General features: G+C 46.9%; 14 protein-coding genes and 1 pseudogene. 6 read left to right on the top strand and 9 right to left on the bottom strand.

The genetic code is table 11. The features are described 5' to 3' along the window. Nucleotides 1-8 precede the first annotated feature (8 nt). From pilO to pilM, 3 genes are read right to left on the bottom strand one after another with little or no spacing between them, the layout of a single operon-like run. Nucleotides 9-626, bottom strand: a complete 618-nt coding sequence (gene pilO, locus BSQ33_RS10295; RefSeq protein ID WP_088134070.1) for a type 4a pilus biogenesis protein PilO — start codon at nt 624-626, stop codon at nt 9-11. Further along, the gene (locus BSQ33_RS10290; protein ID WP_088134069.1) at nt 616-1,215 is read right to left on the bottom strand and encodes a PilN domain-containing protein; all 600 of its coding nucleotides are present in this window, start codon (nt 1,213-1,215) and stop codon (nt 616-618) included. Before BSQ33_RS10290 ends, pilO begins: the two co-directional genes overlap by 11 nt. Then, nucleotides 1,205-2,116, bottom strand: a complete 912-nt coding sequence (gene pilM, locus BSQ33_RS10285) for a type IV pilus biogenesis protein PilM (RefSeq protein WP_088134068.1) — start codon at nt 2,114-2,116, stop codon at nt 1,205-1,207. Before pilM ends, BSQ33_RS10290 begins: the two co-directional genes overlap by 11 nt. 269 nt (nt 2,117-2,385) lie before the next feature. On the opposite strand from pilM, the gene BSQ33_RS10280 reads away from it, so the two are divergent. Continuing rightward, nucleotides 2,386-4,983, top strand: coding sequence for a penicillin-binding protein 1A (locus BSQ33_RS10280; RefSeq protein ID WP_088134067.1), 2,598 nt, complete (start codon nt 2,386-2,388; stop codon nt 4,981-4,983). A gap of 110 nt (nt 4,984-5,093) precedes the next feature. On the opposite strand, the gene oxyR is transcribed toward BSQ33_RS10280, so the two are convergent. After that, the gene (gene oxyR, locus BSQ33_RS10275) at nt 5,094-5,987 is read right to left on the bottom strand and encodes a DNA-binding transcriptional regulator OxyR (RefSeq protein WP_021019591.1); all 894 of its coding nucleotides are present in this window, start codon (nt 5,985-5,987) and stop codon (nt 5,094-5,096) included. 157 nt (nt 5,988-6,144) lie between these two features. Here oxyR and BSQ33_RS10270 point away from each other — a divergent pair, with 157 nt between their 5' ends. Then, nucleotides 6,145-6,888 carry a glutathione peroxidase gene (locus BSQ33_RS10270; RefSeq protein WP_021019590.1) on the top strand — a complete coding sequence of 248 codons (744 nt, stop codon included), beginning with the start codon at nt 6,145-6,147 and terminating at the stop codon, nt 6,886-6,888. 311 nt (nt 6,889-7,199) lie between these two features. Continuing rightward, nucleotides 7,200-7,448 carry a DUF3624 domain-containing protein gene (locus tag BSQ33_RS10260; protein WP_085049835.1) on the top strand — a complete coding sequence of 83 codons (249 nt, stop codon included), beginning with the start codon at nt 7,200-7,202 and terminating at the stop codon, nt 7,446-7,448. Nucleotides 7,449-7,748: 300 nt separating this feature from the next. On the opposite strand, the pseudogene argH reads toward BSQ33_RS10260, so the two are convergent. From argH to argC, 4 genes and pseudogenes are all read right to left on the bottom strand, one after another. Then, nucleotides 7,749-9,128: pseudogene (argH, locus tag BSQ33_RS10255) on the bottom strand (argininosuccinate lyase); the annotation flags it as partial. Between the two features lie 95 nt (nt 9,129-9,223). Further along, on the bottom strand, nt 9,224-10,441 hold the full coding sequence (locus BSQ33_RS10250; RefSeq protein WP_088134065.1) for an argininosuccinate synthase: 1,218 nt from the start codon (nt 10,439-10,441) through the stop codon (nt 9,224-9,226). 101 nt (nt 10,442-10,542) lie between these two features. After that, nucleotides 10,543-11,337 (bottom strand): acetylglutamate kinase, encoded by a 795-nt coding sequence (argB, locus tag BSQ33_RS10245; RefSeq protein WP_088134064.1) that lies wholly within the window; start codon nt 11,335-11,337, stop codon nt 10,543-10,545. Nucleotides 11,338-11,344: 7 nt separating this feature from the next. After that, on the bottom strand, nt 11,345-12,349 hold the full coding sequence (gene argC / locus BSQ33_RS10240) for an N-acetyl-gamma-glutamyl-phosphate reductase (protein ID WP_021019584.1): 1,005 nt from the start codon (nt 12,347-12,349) through the stop codon (nt 11,345-11,347). A gap of 248 nt (nt 12,350-12,597) precedes the next feature. Between argC and argE the strand changes: the two genes are divergently transcribed. The 3 genes from argE to BSQ33_RS10225 all read left to right on the top strand — a co-directional run bounded on the left by argE (nt 12,598) and on the right by BSQ33_RS10225 (nt 17,575). Next, the gene (argE, locus tag BSQ33_RS10235; protein ID WP_021019583.1) at nt 12,598-13,734 is read left to right on the top strand and encodes an acetylornithine deacetylase; all 1,137 of its coding nucleotides are present in this window, start codon (nt 12,598-12,600) and stop codon (nt 13,732-13,734) included. 297 nt (nt 13,735-14,031) lie between these two features. Further along, on the top strand, nt 14,032-16,665 hold the full coding sequence (gene ppc, locus BSQ33_RS10230; protein ID WP_021019582.1) for a phosphoenolpyruvate carboxylase: 2,634 nt from the start codon (nt 14,032-14,034) through the stop codon (nt 16,663-16,665). A gap of 370 nt (nt 16,666-17,035) precedes the next feature. Then, nucleotides 17,036-17,575, top strand: coding sequence for a PadR family transcriptional regulator (locus tag BSQ33_RS10225; protein WP_021019581.1), 540 nt, complete (start codon nt 17,036-17,038; stop codon nt 17,573-17,575). Nucleotides 17,576-17,724: 149 nt separating this feature from the next. On the opposite strand, the gene cysE is transcribed toward BSQ33_RS10225, so the two are convergent. Then, on the bottom strand, nt 17,725-18,549 hold the full coding sequence (gene cysE / locus BSQ33_RS10220; protein WP_021019580.1) for a serine O-acetyltransferase: 825 nt from the start codon (nt 18,547-18,549) through the stop codon (nt 17,725-17,727). Between the last annotated feature and the right edge of the window lie 3 nt (nt 18,550-18,552).

Genomic DNA, 18,552 nt, shown 5'->3' with positions numbered 1-18,552 from the left:
CCCGATAACTATTTTGACTCATGTTGATCATGTCCTTCTGTATGATGACCTATATTGCGGTCTGCTTTCAGTTGATAAAGAAATCCGGTTGCAACAACCTCGATACCACGCTGCAACGGTGACTCTCTTTTCCAGTCAATCGGTTGAAACACCACACCAACGGACTGCTGCTCAATTGCCCGCATGAAGTTCAGAATATCCGGAAACAGACCACTCAACCTGATCTCAAAAACATCCGCATCATAGCCATAAAGCTGTTGCGGTGTTTTCCATACGATGTGTCGCAGGCGGATATGCTGTTGCGCAGCAACCTGCTCGATTTGTTTGACCCACGCAGAAGAATCTGGCACGGGTGTCAGCCGGGTCATCGTTCGCACCAATTTGTGCTGAATCGCATCCCACCCCACTTGCTGTCGGTGAAAATCATCCAATTGTTGCGCGTTCACCTTCTGTTGCTGAGACAGTGCATTCAGATGCGTCGGATATTGCCGCAAGACTTGATATCGGCTTTGCCAGAACCATAGATAACTGACTCCAGTGAGTACCACAAACAGTACCGCCATGATTCCCACGTGTTGCAGCGTCGATGCATTCAACATCCAGCGCCGGAGAGAATCAGTAGACATCAGGCTGCTCCTCTTCCTCTATCGCAGAGAGCGAATCATCGATGCTTGAGGTCATCACTAAACGCAGTTGAAACGTATTGAATTTATGCCCCCAATCGGGTGCTTGATCTGTGACGGACAGAATATCCAACTGCTCAATCGATGAGGATTGCCTAAGCCGCTGAATAAAATGATTCATCGCTGTCGGATGACGACTGAATCCGCGAATGACAACCTGTTGTTCTGCCAAACGGATTTCTTCCAGATAGATGCCGCGGGGAACGGCCGAGACCAATACGGACATAAGTGTCTGCGGTCGCTGACTATGTGCTATCCACCGTTCTGCATGCGCCAGTTTTCGCAGATCCTGCTGCGCATGTTGCTGTCGCAATTCCCATTCACCCAGACGCTGCTGCTGTTCGTTAAGTTGTGCGTTAAACTGTTGCTCCGAGTGTTGCCAGTACGTTTGGTGTTTGTACCATTCAAGACAAACAATACTTTGTACCACCAGCCACAGGCACCCGCTGAAAAGCCATATGCCATACAAAAACCGTTTACGTCGATATAATTGACTTTGCCGCCAATCCATTAAATTCAGTTCATGCAGCATAGCCGGCCTCCAACGCCATCAAACCTCGCAACGCACTGCCAGCCGCCAAAGGAATAAAAGGTGAGCAATGATCAGGTATCGACCTTGATGTTTCAAAAACAGATGCGGCCACCAAGTGCTCTATCGGCCCTTGAAATTGCTGACATAAACGCTGTGATAACATCTGATACATGCTCGGTGAACCATTGACCCATATCCCGTTCAGCAAGGCGGCCGGATGCAATGAGATAAACCGCTGCACCTCTTGTAACACCAGCGTCAGCGCTGCATCGAATGCCTGTGCAGCAAAGGGAAACTGACGATAGAAACTCAGTTCATCGGTGATAAACCCAATCGCAATAATCTCTTCACCGATATCAATCAGTAGCCATCCCTGACGTTGAGCACGACACATTGATTCCAGCAGAAACTGAAGAAAAGCCTGTTTCTCCGTATCAATCAACACAGGTTTTAATCCGGCGCGACAAAGCGCTTGCAGACGACTTTCTACCACCTCTTTTTTTGCAGCATAAACCTGATAGCCCGTTTCAAGCGGGACATAATCTAAATAGACGGATGTAACAGAGAGGCCGGTTTGTTCTGAAAAAGCCTGAGCAATTAACCACGGTGCCAAGCTTTTATCATAATCACTGATTGAGAGCGCTACGGTTCGGGTCATCACTGCGAGGTCAGGTATCGACATCGCAACACAATTTTGTAAAAAGGGTAATCTCTTTCTGATTTCGGCAAGTTTATTGACAATGCTCTGATAATTAATGCCCTCATTCTCAGAGAAAATGTCCTCGGGGACAGACAGTGTTTCACAGTCAAGTAATGACACGATGTTATGTTGGCGTTTCAAAGTAACGGTAGTAATGCGGTGACGGCGAATATCAATTCCCGTTACGATACGTTTTCTCATACAGACTCCAGTCGTTCAATACTGTTCAAATCGCCGATTGGTAGTACAATAAGCGTTCATTTTGAGATAGCACCGAAATGACGGGATGATAAAAAGAAAGAACGACAGGTTTGCTGCGTTATATTTTTAACAACCAATATTTTAAGTCGTGTAGACTCTTCTCAACAGGTCTATCTTGAATGAAACGTTAAGCGATCAGTTTCTTAGAGAAAATAGCGAAAATTAGATCGGATGACATGCGTTCAATCCGACCAAACAGGGATTATCCGGTGAAGTTCATAAAGCGATTATTTTTATTTTCATTGATTTGCATGGTTTTAGGGGTGAGTACAATTTTTGGGTTTTACTATTATGTCAAACCAGAGTTGCCAGATGTTGCTACCTTAAAAGATGTTCAGCTTCAAACACCGATGCAGGTTCTCAGTAAAGATGGAAAACTGATTGCTCAGTTTGGAGAAAAGCGTCGGATTCCACTCAAACTCAGTGAGATTCCACCAGATTTGATCCATGCATTTCTGGCAACAGAAGATAACCGCTTTTATGAGCATTATGGATTTGACCCCATCGGTATTACCCGCGCCGCATTTGCCGTGATACTTTCCGGGAGTGCGTCTCAAGGTGCGAGTACCATTACCCAACAACTTGCCCGTAATTTCTTCCTGACCAATGAGAAGAAAATCATGCGCAAGATAAAAGAGATTTTTATCGCAGTTCACATTGAACAGTTGCTCACCAAAGACGAAATCCTTGAACTGTATCTGAACAAAATTTATCTGGGCTATCGTTCTTATGGGGTTGGCGCGGCGGCACAAGTCTATTTCGGTAAAAACGTCAAAGACCTCACGCTTGGTGAAATGGCGATGATTGCCGGATTGCCGAAAGCCCCGTCGACCATGAACCCAATCTACTCACTGTCCCGGGCAACTCACCGCCGTAATGTTGTTCTGATGCGGATGCTGGTTGAGCATTACATAACGCAGGCGCAATATGACTCAGCAAAAGCTGAACCGTTGATCGCGCGATATCATGTGGCTGAAATTGAGGTCAATGCACCATATGTGGCTGAACTCGCACGAGCCTGGATGGTTGAGCATTATGGTGAAAACGCCTATACATCAGGGATGAGAGTAACCACCACGATCCAATCAGATCTGCAAGATGCCGCACACAAATCAGCCATTAATAACTTGATCGCCTACGATCAACGTCATGGTTATCGAGGTGCCCAAAAAGTATTGTGGAAAGCGGACCAGCCGGCCTTTACCCAAGAGCAGATGGACGAGTACCTCACAGAGCAGCCTATCTATGATGATATGTACCCTGCCATTGTGACGCATGTTGACCAACAATCGGCCACCGTTTGGGTCAAGAGTCACGGCACCCAAACCATTCCTTGGGATGGTATGAAATGGGCCCGGCGTTTTATTACCGATGATCGGCAAGGCGATGCACCGACAAACGCCCACGAAATCATGGCAGCCGGTGAACAAATCTGGGTGAGAGAACGCCATGATAGTCAGGATAAAAATCAACCGATTTGGCATCTCAGTCAGGTTCCCAATGCGAATACGGCTTTTGTAGCCATGAACCCTGAAAATGGTGCGGTACTTGCGCTGGTTGGCGGCTTCAATTTTATTCATAGTAAATTTAACCGTGTGACCCAATCCATCCGTCAGGTTGGCTCGGGGATTAAACCATTCATATACTCATCTGCCATCGAGGATGGTCTGACGCTGGCAACGCTGGTCAATGACGCGCCGATCAACAAATGGGATCAGAGTCAGGGAACCGCATGGCGCCCTAAAAACTCGCCGCCGTCTTACCGCGGGCCGACACGACTACGGATTGGTTTAGCCCAGTCGAAAAACGTCATGGCAATCCGCGTGCTCAGAGCGGTCGGTCTGGAACGTGTCCGGCACTATCTGACCCGTTTTGGCTTCGACCTGAACAACCTGCCGCATTCAGAAACCATCGCGCTGGGTGCCGGTAGCCTGAGCCCGCTGAAACTGGTTCAGGGCTATTCAGTATTTGCCAACGGTGGTTATAGTGTTGATGCCTATTACATTGATCATGTTGAAGATCCTTTCGGGACACTGGTCTATCGCTCAACACCGAAAATCGTCTGTCATGACCAATGTCCCGATCAGGACAGTGACGAGATACAACATCAAGAGCAGCCCTATAGCGCCCAACAATCAGACGATGAGCAAGGTATCCAAGCTCCGATTCATCAAGAGCATGCTTACAGCGACACTGGTACACCACGCTTTAATGAACATTCGGCAGACGTCCAATATGCTCCACGCGTTATCTCCGAACAGAATGCATTTTTGGTTCGGGAAATGATGTATAGCAATATTTGGGGTGGCGGAAACTGGCGTGAAGGGACCGGATGGAACGGAACCGGATGGCGCGCTCAAAAACTCAAACGCCGGGATATTGGTGGAAAAACCGGGACAACCAACGATTCGAAAGATGCTTGGTATAACGGCTTTGCGCCGGGAATCGTTGCCAGTGCCTGGGTCGGCTTTGACCATCATAACCGCGACTTAGGCCGCACCACCAAAAACCCGAATCTCGACGATGTACCGATTAGCGGTGGCGAATCAGGCGCCAAAACAGCGGAACCGGCTTGGATCGATTTCATGGCTCATGCCCTCAATGATGTCCCGCCACACCAGAAGGTCATCCCGAAACATATTGTTCAGGTCAGAATTGATCGGGACACCGGACTGTTAACCACAAAAACGGATGGCAGTGCGATGTTCGAATACTTTATTCAGGGGACTGAACCAAAAGAATATGTGCAGGATTCGGTTACAAATAGCCTGTACTCATCACCCAATGGTGGTGAAGAGTTGTTTTAGTGTGACAGAGAGACCGCTTTGACATGAAAAGTGGTTTTCTCAAGTGCTCAATCACCAAAAAAGCGGAGTCACCTCCGCTTTTTATTTGATTATTTTCTCTTAATTCAATATCAGCTCAGTTCACTAAGCCGTTGACGAATCACAGCTGCCAGAGTCTCAAACCGTTGTCTGAGCGGCGAACCGGGTCGATAGACCAACACTAAGGTTCGACTTGGTACGGGATTAAATGCTTTCAGATAGCAGACACCATCTTTTTCTCGGCACCCGGGTAAAGAGAGCTCCGGCAGTAATGTCATGCCGCCACCAGCCGCTACCATATTGCGTAATGTTTCTAAGCTGGTTGCCTTAAAGCGTTCATCATCTTTTGCACCGGCCGCAAAACAAAATCCCAACGCCTGATCACGTAAGCAATGTCCGTCGCCCAACATCAGTACAGTTTGTCCTTTGAGATTAGACATATCCAATTGCTCACTCTTTGCCCAAGGATGGTCAGCAGGCACAGCAAGGCTCATCGGTTCATTGTAGAGCTCAATTTCTTTAAATGGCTTCGTTTCTTCAACCGCTGCCAGTACAAGGCAGTCCAACTTACCATCTTCCAACTGTCGGACTAACTGGCTTGTCTGAGCTTCATGTAAATATAATTCTAAATCAGGAAAATTCGTTTTCAGAGACGGGACAATACGAGGCAGTAAATAAGGACCAACCGTCGGGATAAAGCCGATATGCATCGGGCCACTCATCTCATCCCCTTGTCCGCTTGCCATATCTTTGAATGTTTTAATCTCTTTCAGAATATTTTTTGCCTGTTCAACTAACTGTAATCCGGCGTCAGTAAAAAGCACCCGACGGCTGCTCCGCTCTAACAATACCGTTCCCAGTTCATCTTCCAGTTTACGAATCTGACCACTGAGTGTCGGCTGACTGACAAAACACGCTTCAGCCGCTTTACGAAAATGACGGTGCTCAGCTAAAGAGACCAAGTATTCAAAATCTCGGATATTCATTCCATCCCCCAATAGATTGTATCTATCAAAACCATAGCATTAAACGATTAGAGCTATCAAAGGTTTTTTTGAATAATGAACACATCAAAACAAGAACAAGTGCCAGACACTTGATTATAAATTCGAAAATACATTTGAACTTAAAAGGACACCCAGTATGTTGACATCTAAAAAAGGCCAACCCGTTCCACAAGTCACCTTTCCGACACGCCAGGGGGATCAGTGGGTCAATGTAACCACTGATGAATTATTCAAAGGAAAAACAGTCATTGTGTTTAGTCTTCCCGGAGCATTTACACCAACATGTTCTTCAAGTCATTTACCACGATACAACGAGCTGTTTTCTGTCTTTCAAGAACATGGTGTTGATGAAATCTTGTGTGTTTCGGTCAACGATACATTCGTTATGAATGCATGGAAACACGATCAGGAAGCCGACAACATTACCTTCATTCCTGACGGTAATGGTGAATTTACCGATGGTATGGGCATGTTAGTCAATAAACACGATCTTGGTTTTGGTCAACGCTCATGGCGTTACAGTATGCTGGTCAAAGATGGCATCGTTGAAGAGATGTTTATTGAACCGAATGAACCCGGTGACCCATTCAAAGTTTCCGATGCTGATACCATGTTGAAACATATTTCTCCGGGACATCAGCTTCAAGAATCGATCACTATCTTTACCAAACCGGGCTGCCCATTCTGTGCCAAAGCGAAACAGACCCTGATCGACCAAGGAATGCAATATGAAGAGGTCGTTTTAGGCAAAGATGCAACGACGGTCAGCCTGCGTGCGATTACCGGTCGCTCAACTGTGCCTCAAGTCTACATTGGTGGTCGACATATTGGCGGCAGTGAAGAGCTGGATATCTACTTCCGTGAATCAGCCACAAACTAAAATACAGGCCTCTGGGTCACCCGGAGGCCTGACGCAAAGCCAATCACAATAAAAATATATGCTACTAAATGAATATCCAAACTGCCTGAATTTTGCTTGTATTCACTCGCTTTATCTCGGGAGTTGAGTCAAGGTTACTGTCCATAACGTTGGCTCTGTTTCGGTGAATTACTGCCGTTTGAATCGACAATAATTCATTTCGACTCTGGTTTTCTTCTTCCCCCAAGAAAGCGAACCAGAGTAATTTTTTACTTGATTCCCCCCATATCCTCACCTACGCTTGCATTTTATTAGCTCAATAAACGCTTTCGATGACGTGTAACAACTGTGAATCAAGCTGGTTCTGGAAAAAGATAGGTCGCTGTCAGCGCTGTATGAATCAGTTAAGCGTGCTCTGTCTTTTATTCTGGGGGATCTGGCTACTCTGGGGCATGCACCACATCAAATCGGTTGAAGGAATAGCGCTGATCGGCTTTGGGCTGGCGGTCCATCTGTTGCTCAGTCTTCACTTGTGGATGAAGTTTGTCATTCTGCCATTGCGCAAAAGCAAACCGCATTAAGCCAAACATCAATGGACAAGCGCTTATCATTGATAAGATAACCGTCTTCCCGGCAACCAAATCGATCAGAAAGAAAATCTGCCGGAAAGAAAAAGCCCCAAGACCAAAATCAGTCTCGGGGCCTCTTAGATTCATCTAAGAAAAAGCAGTGGTATAAAGGTAGACCCTGCCTTTTTTAATTGGTTCCAAAAAAAATCGATCTTTTTTGATCATTCGTTCGCGGCAGCTCACCAAAGCTGATTTGATGAGCCGTTCACATCCGATATCAGCTCAAATCACTGACAAGAACCGTAATTTTTAATCCTTATCACTCAAACGTTGTTGCGCCTGCTCAACGGCATGAGCCACTTGCTTTGGCGAAACACCACCTAAAGCACAACGCTGTTTCAGGCAAGAATCAATCGTCAGCGTCCCGTAGACATCCTCATCAATCACGGAAGAAAACTCCCGGAGCTCATCCAGAGACAACTCTTCCAGCGCACAGCCTTTGGCAATCGCCCCCACAACAGCGACACCGACAATATGGTGTGCTTCACGGAATGGAATTCCTTTCGCAACAAGATAATCCGCCAGCTCGGTTGCGTTCGCATAGCCTTGTTTTGCCGCTTCTAACGTCCGTTCGCCATTGATCTGAATGCCTTCAAAGCAAAGTGCCGTCATCTCAAGACAGTCATACCAAGTATCCAAAGCATCAAACAGGCCTTCTTTGTCTTCCTGCATGTCTTTATTGTATGCCAGCGGCAACGCCTTGACCGTCATCATCATGCCAGCCAGTGCGCCATAAACACGCCCCGTTTTACCGCGAATCAATTCCAGTGCATCTGGATTTTTCTTCTGTGGCATCAGAGAAGAGCCTGACGTCACGGTATCCGCAAGTTCAACAAATCCGGCTTCGCCCGAATTATAGAAGATCAGGTCTTCTGCCAGACGAGACAAATGCAGCATCGAGAGCGACGCAACCGACATCAACTCCATGACATGATCCCGATCGGAGACGGCGTCTAAAGAGTTACGGGTTGCACGTTGAAAATCCAGTGACTGGGCCAATTGCTCACGATCAATCGCATAAGCTGTCCCAGCTAAAGCACCCGAGCCCAACGGGCAGGTATTCAGGCGTTGCAGCGCATCTTGCAAACGTGAACCATCCCGCTCGAACATCTCCAAATACGCCAAACACCAATGTGCAAATGTAACCGGCTGAGCACGTTGTAAGTGGGTATATCCCGGCAATACTGTGGTTTGATTGGCTTGGGCAACCTCAACCATTTTGTGCTGCAAACGCTGTAGCGCATCAAGTAACACTTCTCCCTGAGCACGACACCATAGTTTCAAATCGGTCGCCACCTGATCGTTTCTCGAACGGCCAGTATGTAATTTTTTGCCCAGATCACCAACCCGATCAATCAACTGCTGTTCAACCCATGAATGGATATCTTCAGCATCTGAACGCAAAATCTGTTCTGGGTCTGCAACCACAGCGGCTTTTAACTCGTTGAGTGCCACTTCTAACTTCTGTTGCTCTTCTTGTGTCAGCACATTGACGGATAATAATGCTTTCGACCAAGCCACTGAACCGACAATATCCTGCTCAGCCAGACGGTAGTCAAAACGAAGAGAATCATTGAAGTCTTTAAATCTTGTATCTGCTGCCTGAGTAAACCGACCACCCCATAATGCCATTACATCTCTCCTGCCATTTACATCTTTATTAAAGAGAAAAGGGATCCGGACCAAAGTCCGGATCCTCCTTTTTTATTGCACGCCAACGTTGCTAGTTATTTTTGTTTTGCTGCATTCAGCGATCTGATGCGACTTGACAGAGAGTATAGACGGATAAATCCACCTGCGTGACTCTGGTCATAGACGTCATCGGCACCAAAGGTCGCAAACTCTTCTGAATACAGGCTGTTTGGAGAGCGCTTCTGAATCGCAGTTGCATGACCTTTGTACAGTTCAATCACGACATCACCATTGACGTCTTTTGCCAATGACTCAGCGGCAGCAAACACCGACTCACGTAACGGCGTAAACCAACGACCATCATAAATCAGATGGGATGCTTTGATACCAATCTCTTCACGGAATTCGAACGCAGTTTTATCCAGCACCAGTTGCTCAACAGAACGCAGGGCTTCCATCATGATGGTGCCTCCCGGAGTTTCATAACAACCGCGAGATTTCATACCGACCAGACGGTTTTCGACGATATCGATCCGGCCGACACCGTGCTTAGCACCTTTCTCATTCAGGCAAACCAGCACTTCATAAGGCGACATGGCTTGACCATCAACGGCAACCACTTCACCATTTTCGATTTTCAGTGTCACGGTTTCCGCTGCATCCGGTGCTTTTTTCGGATCAACGGTCCATGCCCAGCAATCATCATTCGGTGCATTCCAAGTGCTTTCCAGAACACCACCTTCAGTCGAGATGTGCCATGCGTTTGCATCACGCGAATAGATTTTTGTCAGCGATGCCGCACAAGGGATATTACGCTCAGCCAGATAATCGAGACACTCTTCACGGCTTTCCAGATCCCATTCACGCCATGGCGCAATCACATGAAGATCCGGTGCCAATGCAGAGAAGGCACCTTCGAAACGAACCTGATCATTCCCTTTTCCGGTACAGCCGTGCGCGAGTGCATCAGCTCCCACTTTACGTGCCACTTCAACCTGAGCCTTGGCAATGACCGGACGAGCCATTGAAGTACCCAGCAGATATTTCCCTTCGTAGTACGCGCCGGTTTTCAGACTTGGGTAGATATATTCCGCAACAAATTCATCTTTCAGGTCAACGACGTGACATTCAGATGCACCGGAAGCAATCGCTTTCTCTTCGATCCCGACCAGTTCCTCGGCACCTTGACCAACATCAGCAACAAATGCGACCACTTCACAGCCATAGTTTTCTTTTAACCATGGGATAATGACTGACGTATCCAGACCGCCAGAGTATGCAACAACAACTTTGTTAACTTGAACCTTACTCATAAATTTCTTCTCCAATATCTCAGCTCTGCACATGGCGGTCAGCGCCAAGCGTTTCTACTCTGTAAAAAATCTATTGAAACAAAACAGTCTGTTGAATGAAACTATTTTGTTGTGGGATAAAAACTTGTTCCGACACTGTGTTGGCCACCAGAAAACAGATGAGCCAGCAATTCTGGGGTTCTCCAACCGGCAACCGTGATCGCACGGCCTAAATCATCAGCCGCTTCCAGTGCCGCTTTCACTTTAACAATCATACCATCGGTGATCACACCATCGGCGATGAGCTGATTGGCTTGCTGTCCATTCAGTTGAGGAATTAACTGTTTGTTCTCATCCAACACCCCACTGACATCGGAAAGCAGTACCAATTCAGCATGCAGTGTTTTGGCAACGGCAACAGCCGCATCATCAGCGTTCACATTCATCATTTGTCCGCTGGCGGTCAGACCGATTGAACTGATAATCGGTACACCGCCCGCCTGCATGATTGCATTCACAATGGTCGGGTCACCGGCAGATGGTCGCCCGACAGCACCAAGCGCGGGATCGAGTTCTTCGACCTGACACAACCCAGCATCTCCCAAACATAAGCCAACGGCTTTCAAGCCACTTTTGATCGCTTCGCCTTGCAGCATTTTATTGGCTGTACCGGCTAATGCACCAGTAATAAACGGTATCTGATCATAAGGTGTCACGCGAAGGCCATGCTTCTTGACGGTCGCGAATTGAAGCTTAGCCATCAGTTCATCGACGAGATATCCCCCGCCATGAACAATCACAATCGGACGACGCTGCTGATACTGTGCCACTGTTTCAAAAAGCTTTGCCAGTGTTTCGCTACTTCCCAGTACCGCGCCACCAAGCTTAATTACAACCGGATGAGATAATTGTTCCATGTGTTCCTCAGATTAATGCGGTCAGTTCAGGGTAACCATAGTGAATATTCAGACACTGCATTGCCTGACTGGAAGCCCCCTTCAACAAATTATCGATTGCTGAAATCACAATCACATGCTCACCCTGCACTTTCCAGCCGATATCGCAGAATGGCGAATTCACAACATGTTGTAATCGAGGCAGGGTCTCACCGCATAAACGTACCGCAGGCTTATCTGCATAAGCTTGTGTAAAGGCTGCGGTTACATCTGCTGTCGAGACTCCGGGTTTCAGCTTCATGGTGATCGTTGCCAGAATGCCACGTTTAAAGTTACCCAGATGAGGGGTAAAAATCACATCACATCCTAAATGAGCAACAATTTCAGGTTGATGACGATGCGTAAAAACACCGTAAGCCTGTAAACTCACTTCACAAAAACTATTGGTCATGGTCGCTTTACGACCCGCACCTGATACACCACTCGTCGCATTAATCACCGGCCACTGCTGTGTATCCACCAGTTCAGAAACGAGCAAAGGCTTAATGCCAAGTTGTGCGGCTGTGGTATAACACCCGGCAACAGCGACAAGCTGACTGGACTGAATCGCCGCTTGATTCCACTCCGCCAGACCATACGCTGCCTGATCTAAATAGGCCTGATGCTGATGCTCAAAACCATAGAAATCCGTATAAAAATCGGGATGATTAACACGGTATGCACCAGATAAGTCAAACACCTGGCACTGATGCGCCAGAAAAATTGGCGCAAGGTCATGGCTGACTTCATGTGCAGTCGCTAAAAAGACCACATCCGATTCCTGAGCAACTTGTTCCGGATCGAGCAATGCCTGAACCGGCATATCAATACGACCGGCCAGTTGTCCATGCAATTGAGCGATGGGTTTTCCCGCATCCACACTATTGGCTGAAACATACAAACCTGATAGCGTTAGCTCAGGATGTTGATGGACCATCAGGGCAAGCTCTGCACCTGTGTATCCACTGGCTCCGATAATGGTTGTTTTTAACATATCCCTGCATCCGATTTTTTTGACTGTATCTTTGAGTGAAACGCGTTATCTTTTAATGCAACGGTTGGGTGTTTGATTCAACACTTGAACATCAGTTCAAACACGCATGTCCTGGTTAAATACCAAACGAAAAATGATTATTAATATGCTGTTTTTCGCTTATTTATGGTTTTTTATTCAAAAAAAATGATTTAATATGCTTTTTACCCTCTCAGCCTAACTCTGTCAATAGCAGGAGCAAAGATTCTATGCAATTCCCTAAATTCAAGGCCGTTTATCAAGACCTCATTTCAACCTCTTCCATTAGCTCGACAGATCCAAGCTGGGATGAAGGCAATGAAGCCGTGATTGCAAAGCTTTCAGACTGGCTGAGCACCTTAGGTTTCTCCGTACAAATCGACACTGTTGCACCTCATAAACACAACCTTATTGCCAAAAAAGGAGATGGTGAGGGAGGGCTGCTATTATCTGGTCATAGTGATACCGTCCCCTTCGATGAAGGTCAGTGGAATTTCAATCCTCATGAACTGACTGAATCAAACCAGCGTTTTTACGGGCTGGGTACCGCAGATATGAAAGGATTCTTTGCCTTTATTATAGAAGCGGTGCAAAAAGTTGACTGGCAGAAGCAAACCAAACCACTCTATGTGCTGGCAACCTGTGATGAAGAAACCACCATGATGGGCGCACGCCATTTTACCGAGAGTGCGCCATTTAAACCGGACTACTGTATCATCGGTGAACCTACCAGCCTTATCCCGGTCTATGCGCATAAAGGCCATGTTGCCAATGCGATCCGTGTGACCGGTAAATCAGGGCATTCATCAAATCCGGCATTGGGTGTGAATGCGATTGAAATCATGCATGAGATCCTATTTACCCTGATGCAAGTCCGGGAACGGCTGATCAAAACCTACCATCATCCGGGGTTTGAAGTACCGACACCAACGCTCAACCTGGGTCATATTCATGGTGGAGACAGTGCGAACCGGATCTGTGGCTGTTGTGAACTGCACTATGATGTCAGACCGCTCCCGGGGATGAGTCTCGAAGGGCTTGATCATCTGCTGCGCGAGTCGCTTCAGGAACTGGAAGCCAAATGGCCTGGTCGCATCGAAATGAAACCATTGCATGATTCAATTCCCGGGTATGAGTGTCAGAAAGATCATCCATTCGTCGAACAAATTCATCAGCTCAGCGGACGAGAAGCCGAAACGGTCAACTACTGTACCGAAGCACCTTATCTGCAACAACTCTGTCCAACGCTCGTGATGGGTCCGGGCTCAATCGACCAAGCCCACCAGCCAGATGAATTTCTTGCTTTTGAGTACATTGATCCGACGATTGATTTACTGACCAAATCGATTTACAAATATTGTTTTTGAACCGGATAACAATGCGGACTGATCGCAATGTATCGCATGCATGATGCCATCAACATTGCTTTGACATCGGTCGCATATTGAAGCACATAAATGGCCTGAAACAGAGTTAACCGTTTAGGCCATTCTGAAAGAAACTTTCAACAAAAAACGCTTAAATTCCATTTATTATTTAATCTATTCGTATAGACAACAAACAGAATATTGTTACTCTATATGGAGTTTGACCGGAGAAAATCCACGATATAGCAAGATCAAACAAGAACATTGGATGTAGTTTTTTTTCAAGGCAGGATGACAATGAACGAAAAATATGCAGCGCTAAAAAGTAACGTAAGCATGCTCGGGAGATTGCTCGGCAAGACAATTCTCGATGCCGATGGCAGCGTTATTTTAGAAAAAGTAGAGACGATACGGAAACTCTCGAAATCCCTCAAAGACGGTCACCCATCTGATCGGGACACCTTGGTCGAAGAGATCAAAAGCCTATCTGATGATCAAATTGCCCCGGTCGCCCGGGCATTTAACCAGTTTTTGAATTTAACGAATATTGCCGAACAATATCATACGATTTCTCGCCACTGTGACGCTCATATTTGCACGCCTGACGCGATCAGCGGACTCTTTAATAAACTGACCGAAAAGAAGGTCAGTCGGCTGGACACCGCGCAAGCGATTCGTGATTTGAACATCGAACTGGTACTGACCGCTCACCCGACGGAAATTACCCGCCGCACCATGATCAACAAGCTGGTCAAAATTAATCAGTGTCTGTCGAGTCTGGAACTCAGTGAACTGGCTCCCAAAGAACGCAACAAAGCAGAACGTCGTCTCGAACAGTTGATCGCCCAATTCTGGCACTCGGATGTGATTCGTAAACAACGTCCGACCCCGATGGATGAAGCCAAATGGGGATTCGCAGTCGTTGAGAATTCACTCTGGGAAGCCGTACCTGAATTTCTGCGTGAACTGGACGACCGGCTCGAAGATTACTTGGGAGAAGGGCTCCCGATAGATGCCCGTCCCGTCCACTTCTCTTCCTGGATGGGGGGAGACCGAGACGGCAACCCATTCGTCACACACAAAATCACCCGTGAAGTGTTATTACTTTCCCGTTGGAAAGCGGCTGATTTGTATCTGCGAGATGTCAATGAACTGATCAGCGAACTGTCGATGACCAAGTGTAACGATCAAGTTCGCAGCCTCGCAGGTGAAGAAGAACACGAACCTTACCGCGCTATCCTGAAAGATATTCGCCAGTTGTTGACCGAAACAATCGACATTCTCGGTGAAAAGATTCAGGGCCAACAACTGCTGGTAAAAGCACCTCTGAAAAATGTCAGTCAACTGTGGGAACCACTGTACGCCTGTTATCTGTCATTACATGAATGTGGTATGGGCTCAATTGCCGATGGTTCCCTGTTAGATACGCTGCGCCGTATTAAAGCATTTGGTGTTCATCTCGTGCGCCTCGACATTCGTCAGGAAAGTACCCGCCATTCAGATGTATTGTCTGAACTGACTCGTTATTTGGGCTTAGGCGATTATGAACAATGGAGCGAACAGGATAAAGTTGCGTTCCTCACCAATGAATTAAGTTCTAAACGCCCACTGATTCCCCGGGACTGGGAACCATCAGAACCCGTTCAGGAAGTGCTCGATACTTGCCGGATCATCGCTGCAAACCCGAAAGAAGCATTTGGTGCCTACGTGATTTCAATGGCGAGAACTGCCTCTGATGTACTTGCGGTTCATTTGCTACTTCAGGAAGCCGGTTGCCCTTACCGTATGGATGTGTGTCCATTGTTCGAAACTTTAGACGACCTCAATCGTTCAGAGTCCGTCATCCGTCAGTTGATGGGGATCGATATCTATCGGGGCTTTATCCAGAATCATCAGATGGTGATGATCGGATATTCAGATTCCGCCAAAGATGCCGGTGTTATGGCCGCAGGTTGGGCACAGTACAGTGCGATGGAATCTTTAGTGAAGGTCAGTGAAGAAGAAGGTATCGAACTGACCTTGTTCCATGGCCGCGGGGGGACATTAGGACGTGGTGGTGCACCGGCCCATGCAGCATTACTATCACAACCACCGAAGAGTTTGAAAGGTGGTCTGCGCGTCACAGAACAGGGCGAGATGATTCGCTTCAAATTAGGCTTGCCAGACGTCGCAATCAACAGTTTCAACCTTTATGCCAGTGCGATTCTGGAAGCAAATTTATTGCCGCCTCCGGAACCAAAACAGGAATGGCGTGACTTGATGGAAGTTTTATCTGAAGTCTCGTGTGAAGCCTACCGGAAAGTTGTCCGTGGCGAGCCTGACTTCGTGCCCTATTTCCGACAAGCGACACCCGAACTGGAATTAGGCAAACTACCATTGGGCTCTCGTCCTGCTAAACGGAATCCAAATGGCGGTGTTGAAAGTCTCCGTGCCATTCCATGGATTTTCTCCTGGAGTCAAAATCGTCTGGTATTACCGGCTTGGCTCGGTGCAGGGGAAGCGATTCAATATTCGATTGATAAAGGACATCAGGCGCTTCTGGAAGAGATGTGTCGTGAATGGCCATTTTTCTCAACCCGCTTGGGAATGCTAGAGATGGTATATTCAAAATGTAATCTGGAGATTGCCCAGTACTACGATGAACGCCTTGTCGATGAGCATCTGAGGAAGCTGGGGCAACAACTGCGGACACAACTGCAAGAAGATATTCAAACCGTCCTGAATGTCGAGAACAACGAAAACCTGATGCAGAGCGACCCGTGGGGGCAAGAATCCATTCGCCTTCGAAATATCTATGTGGAACCGTTGAATATGCTTCAGGCTGAATTGCTCTACAGAACACGCCAATATGATGCACCACCCACTGAACTCGAAGAAGCATTGATGGTCACCATTGCTGGCATTGCAGCAGGTATGCGTAACACTGGGTAACGCATCAAAATATTATTCTGAAAAAAACCCAAAAGGTCGCACTTGTGCGGCCTTTTATTCTGACAAAACCATCAATTGAGCTTTTTATCAGTTTTTTTGCATTTTTCCACACGTTTATTCTACTCTTTGCTTATTATTAGATATAATATTCAACCGCTGCAACATTTCCATAAAATAACGACGTTGCAGTCAGTGTCAGTAAGTTACATTAATTTACTATACTAACAATTAGGTGATGAACGGCTTTTAAGGTGACATATCCGGCAACTAATTTTAGGCCGGTGATTGTTTGGATGAATTTAAGATTGGGCCATAGAAAGCTCAGCAATATCCAAACCCATTGTGTTAATTAACCATTTGGATTAAAGACATGTCATTACCACACGTTATTCTTACTGTTTTAAGTACACGCGATGCGACGGGATACGATATTACAAAAGAGTTCTCTTCAAGTATCGGTTACTTTTGGAAAGCAAGTCACCAACAAGTTTATCGCGAACTAAATAAAATGGGTCAGCAGGGACTTGTCACTTGCGTATTGGAACCTCAGGAAGGTAAACCGGATCGTAAAGTTTATTCGATTACGGATGCCGGACGCCAAGCTCTGAGTCAATGGTTTGATCAACCAACGGCACACCCGACGGTTCGCGATGAGTTCAGTGCCAAGCTGATGGCTTGCTCTGTACAAGATGAGAAACCTTACCGTGAACAGCTGGTTGAGCTGATCGAAGAATCGAAGAAGTTTGTTGCGCATTATCAGGAAGTTGAAGCCGCTTACTATGCGAACCCAGCCTCTCTGGATAAACAGCAAAAACTAGAGCGTTTAACGCTTCGCCGTAATCTTCTGGCTCGCCAAGCTTGGCTTGATTGGGCAGAAGAAACACTGGAAACATTAAACGAACTCGCTTAATACGTTAACAGCGATACTCGTTGACAGTGACAAGGGATGCCAGTGGCATCCCTTGTCGTTTTATCTGATATGTGGACATCAACGTTGACAGCGTCAGGTACATGGCATTCCCTTTGATACCGCCAGTTTATCTTTTGGGGATGATCTTGCTAGATACCATCCCCGCCAACAAACATCTGCGAATGACCATTGAACTGCTGGTCCATATCCAGAGATGGCATGTCAGTTTGCGGCCGTCCGACAATTTTTGCGGGAACACCGGCAACAGTGGTATGCGGAGGCACCGCTTGTAAAACCACAGAACCAGAACCAATCTTGGCGCCTTTACCGATGTCGATGTTGCCCAAAATTTTGGCGCCAGCGCCAATCATCACCCCTTCGCGAATTTTCGGATGTCGATCACCACACTCTTTCCCGGTTCCGCCAAGCGTCACATCCTGTAGAATCGAGACATCATTTTCAACAACAGCAGTCTCACCAATCACGATACCAGTCGCGTGGTCCAACATGATCGCCCGCCCAATTCGAGCAGCGGGATGGATATCAACCTGACAAGCGACTGAAATTTGATGTTGTAGGTAACCAGCCAGTGTTGTCCGGCCTTGTTTCCAGAGCCAATTAGCCACTCGATACCCTTGCAAAGCATGGAAGCCTTTCAGATAGAGCAAAGGAATTGAATATTTATCGACGGCAGGGTCACGCGTTACTGTCGCACAAATATCACAAGCTGCTGATTCTGTAATACCCGGGTCTGACTGAAAAGCCTCTTCAACAACTTCTCTGACAGCCATTGCCGGCATCGAAATCGTATGTAGTTTATTCGCCAGAATATAACTCAGAGCGGCAGACAAGCTATCATGTTTAATGATCGTCGCATGATAGAAACTCGCCAGCATCGGTTCTTGTTCCGTCATCTCCCGGGCTTCTTGAACAATGGTTTGCCACACAACCTTATGTTTTGCACATTGCTTCATTAT

This window comes from Vibrio gazogenes (assembly GCF_002196515.1).
In the GTDB taxonomy this organism is placed as follows: domain Bacteria; phylum Pseudomonadota; class Gammaproteobacteria; order Enterobacterales; family Vibrionaceae; genus Vibrio; species Vibrio gazogenes_A.
This window is presented reverse-complemented; position numbering and strand designations above follow the sequence as displayed.

Excerpts from the sequence above, each read along its gene's own strand:
- oxyR (WP_021019591.1), bottom strand. The coding sequence starts at position 5,987 with ATGAATATCCGAGATTTTGAATACTTGGTCTCTTTAGCTGAGCACCGT.
- ppc (WP_021019582.1), top strand. The coding sequence starts at position 14,032 with ATGAACGAAAAATATGCAGCGCTAAAAAGTAACGTAAGCATGCTCGGG.
- pilO (WP_088134070.1), bottom strand. The coding sequence starts at position 626 with ATGTCTACTGATTCTCTCCGGCGCTGGATGTTGAATGCATCGACGCTG.
- BSQ33_RS10270 (WP_021019590.1), top strand. The coding sequence starts at position 6,145 with ATGTTGACATCTAAAAAAGGCCAACCCGTTCCACAAGTCACCTTTCCG.
- BSQ33_RS10225 (WP_021019581.1), top strand. The coding sequence starts at position 17,036 with ATGTCATTACCACACGTTATTCTTACTGTTTTAAGTACACGCGATGCG.
- argE (WP_021019583.1), top strand. The coding sequence starts at position 12,598 with ATGCAATTCCCTAAATTCAAGGCCGTTTATCAAGACCTCATTTCAACC.
- BSQ33_RS10290 (WP_088134069.1), bottom strand. The coding sequence starts at position 1,215 with ATGCTGCATGAACTGAATTTAATGGATTGGCGGCAAAGTCAATTATAT.
- argB (WP_088134064.1), bottom strand. The coding sequence starts at position 11,337 with ATGGAACAATTATCTCATCCGGTTGTAATTAAGCTTGGTGGCGCGGTA.
- BSQ33_RS10250 (WP_088134065.1), bottom strand. The coding sequence starts at position 10,441 with ATGAGTAAGGTTCAAGTTAACAAAGTTGTTGTTGCATACTCTGGCGGT.
- pilM (WP_088134068.1), bottom strand. The coding sequence starts at position 2,116 with ATGAGAAAACGTATCGTAACGGGAATTGATATTCGCCGTCACCGCATT.
- argC (WP_021019584.1), bottom strand. The coding sequence starts at position 12,349 with ATGTTAAAAACAACCATTATCGGAGCCAGTGGATACACAGGTGCAGAG.
- cysE (WP_021019580.1), bottom strand. The coding sequence starts at position 18,549 with ATGAAGCAATGTGCAAAACATAAGGTTGTGTGGCAAACCATTGTTCAA.
- BSQ33_RS10260 (WP_085049835.1), top strand. The coding sequence starts at position 7,200 with ATGACGTGTAACAACTGTGAATCAAGCTGGTTCTGGAAAAAGATAGGT.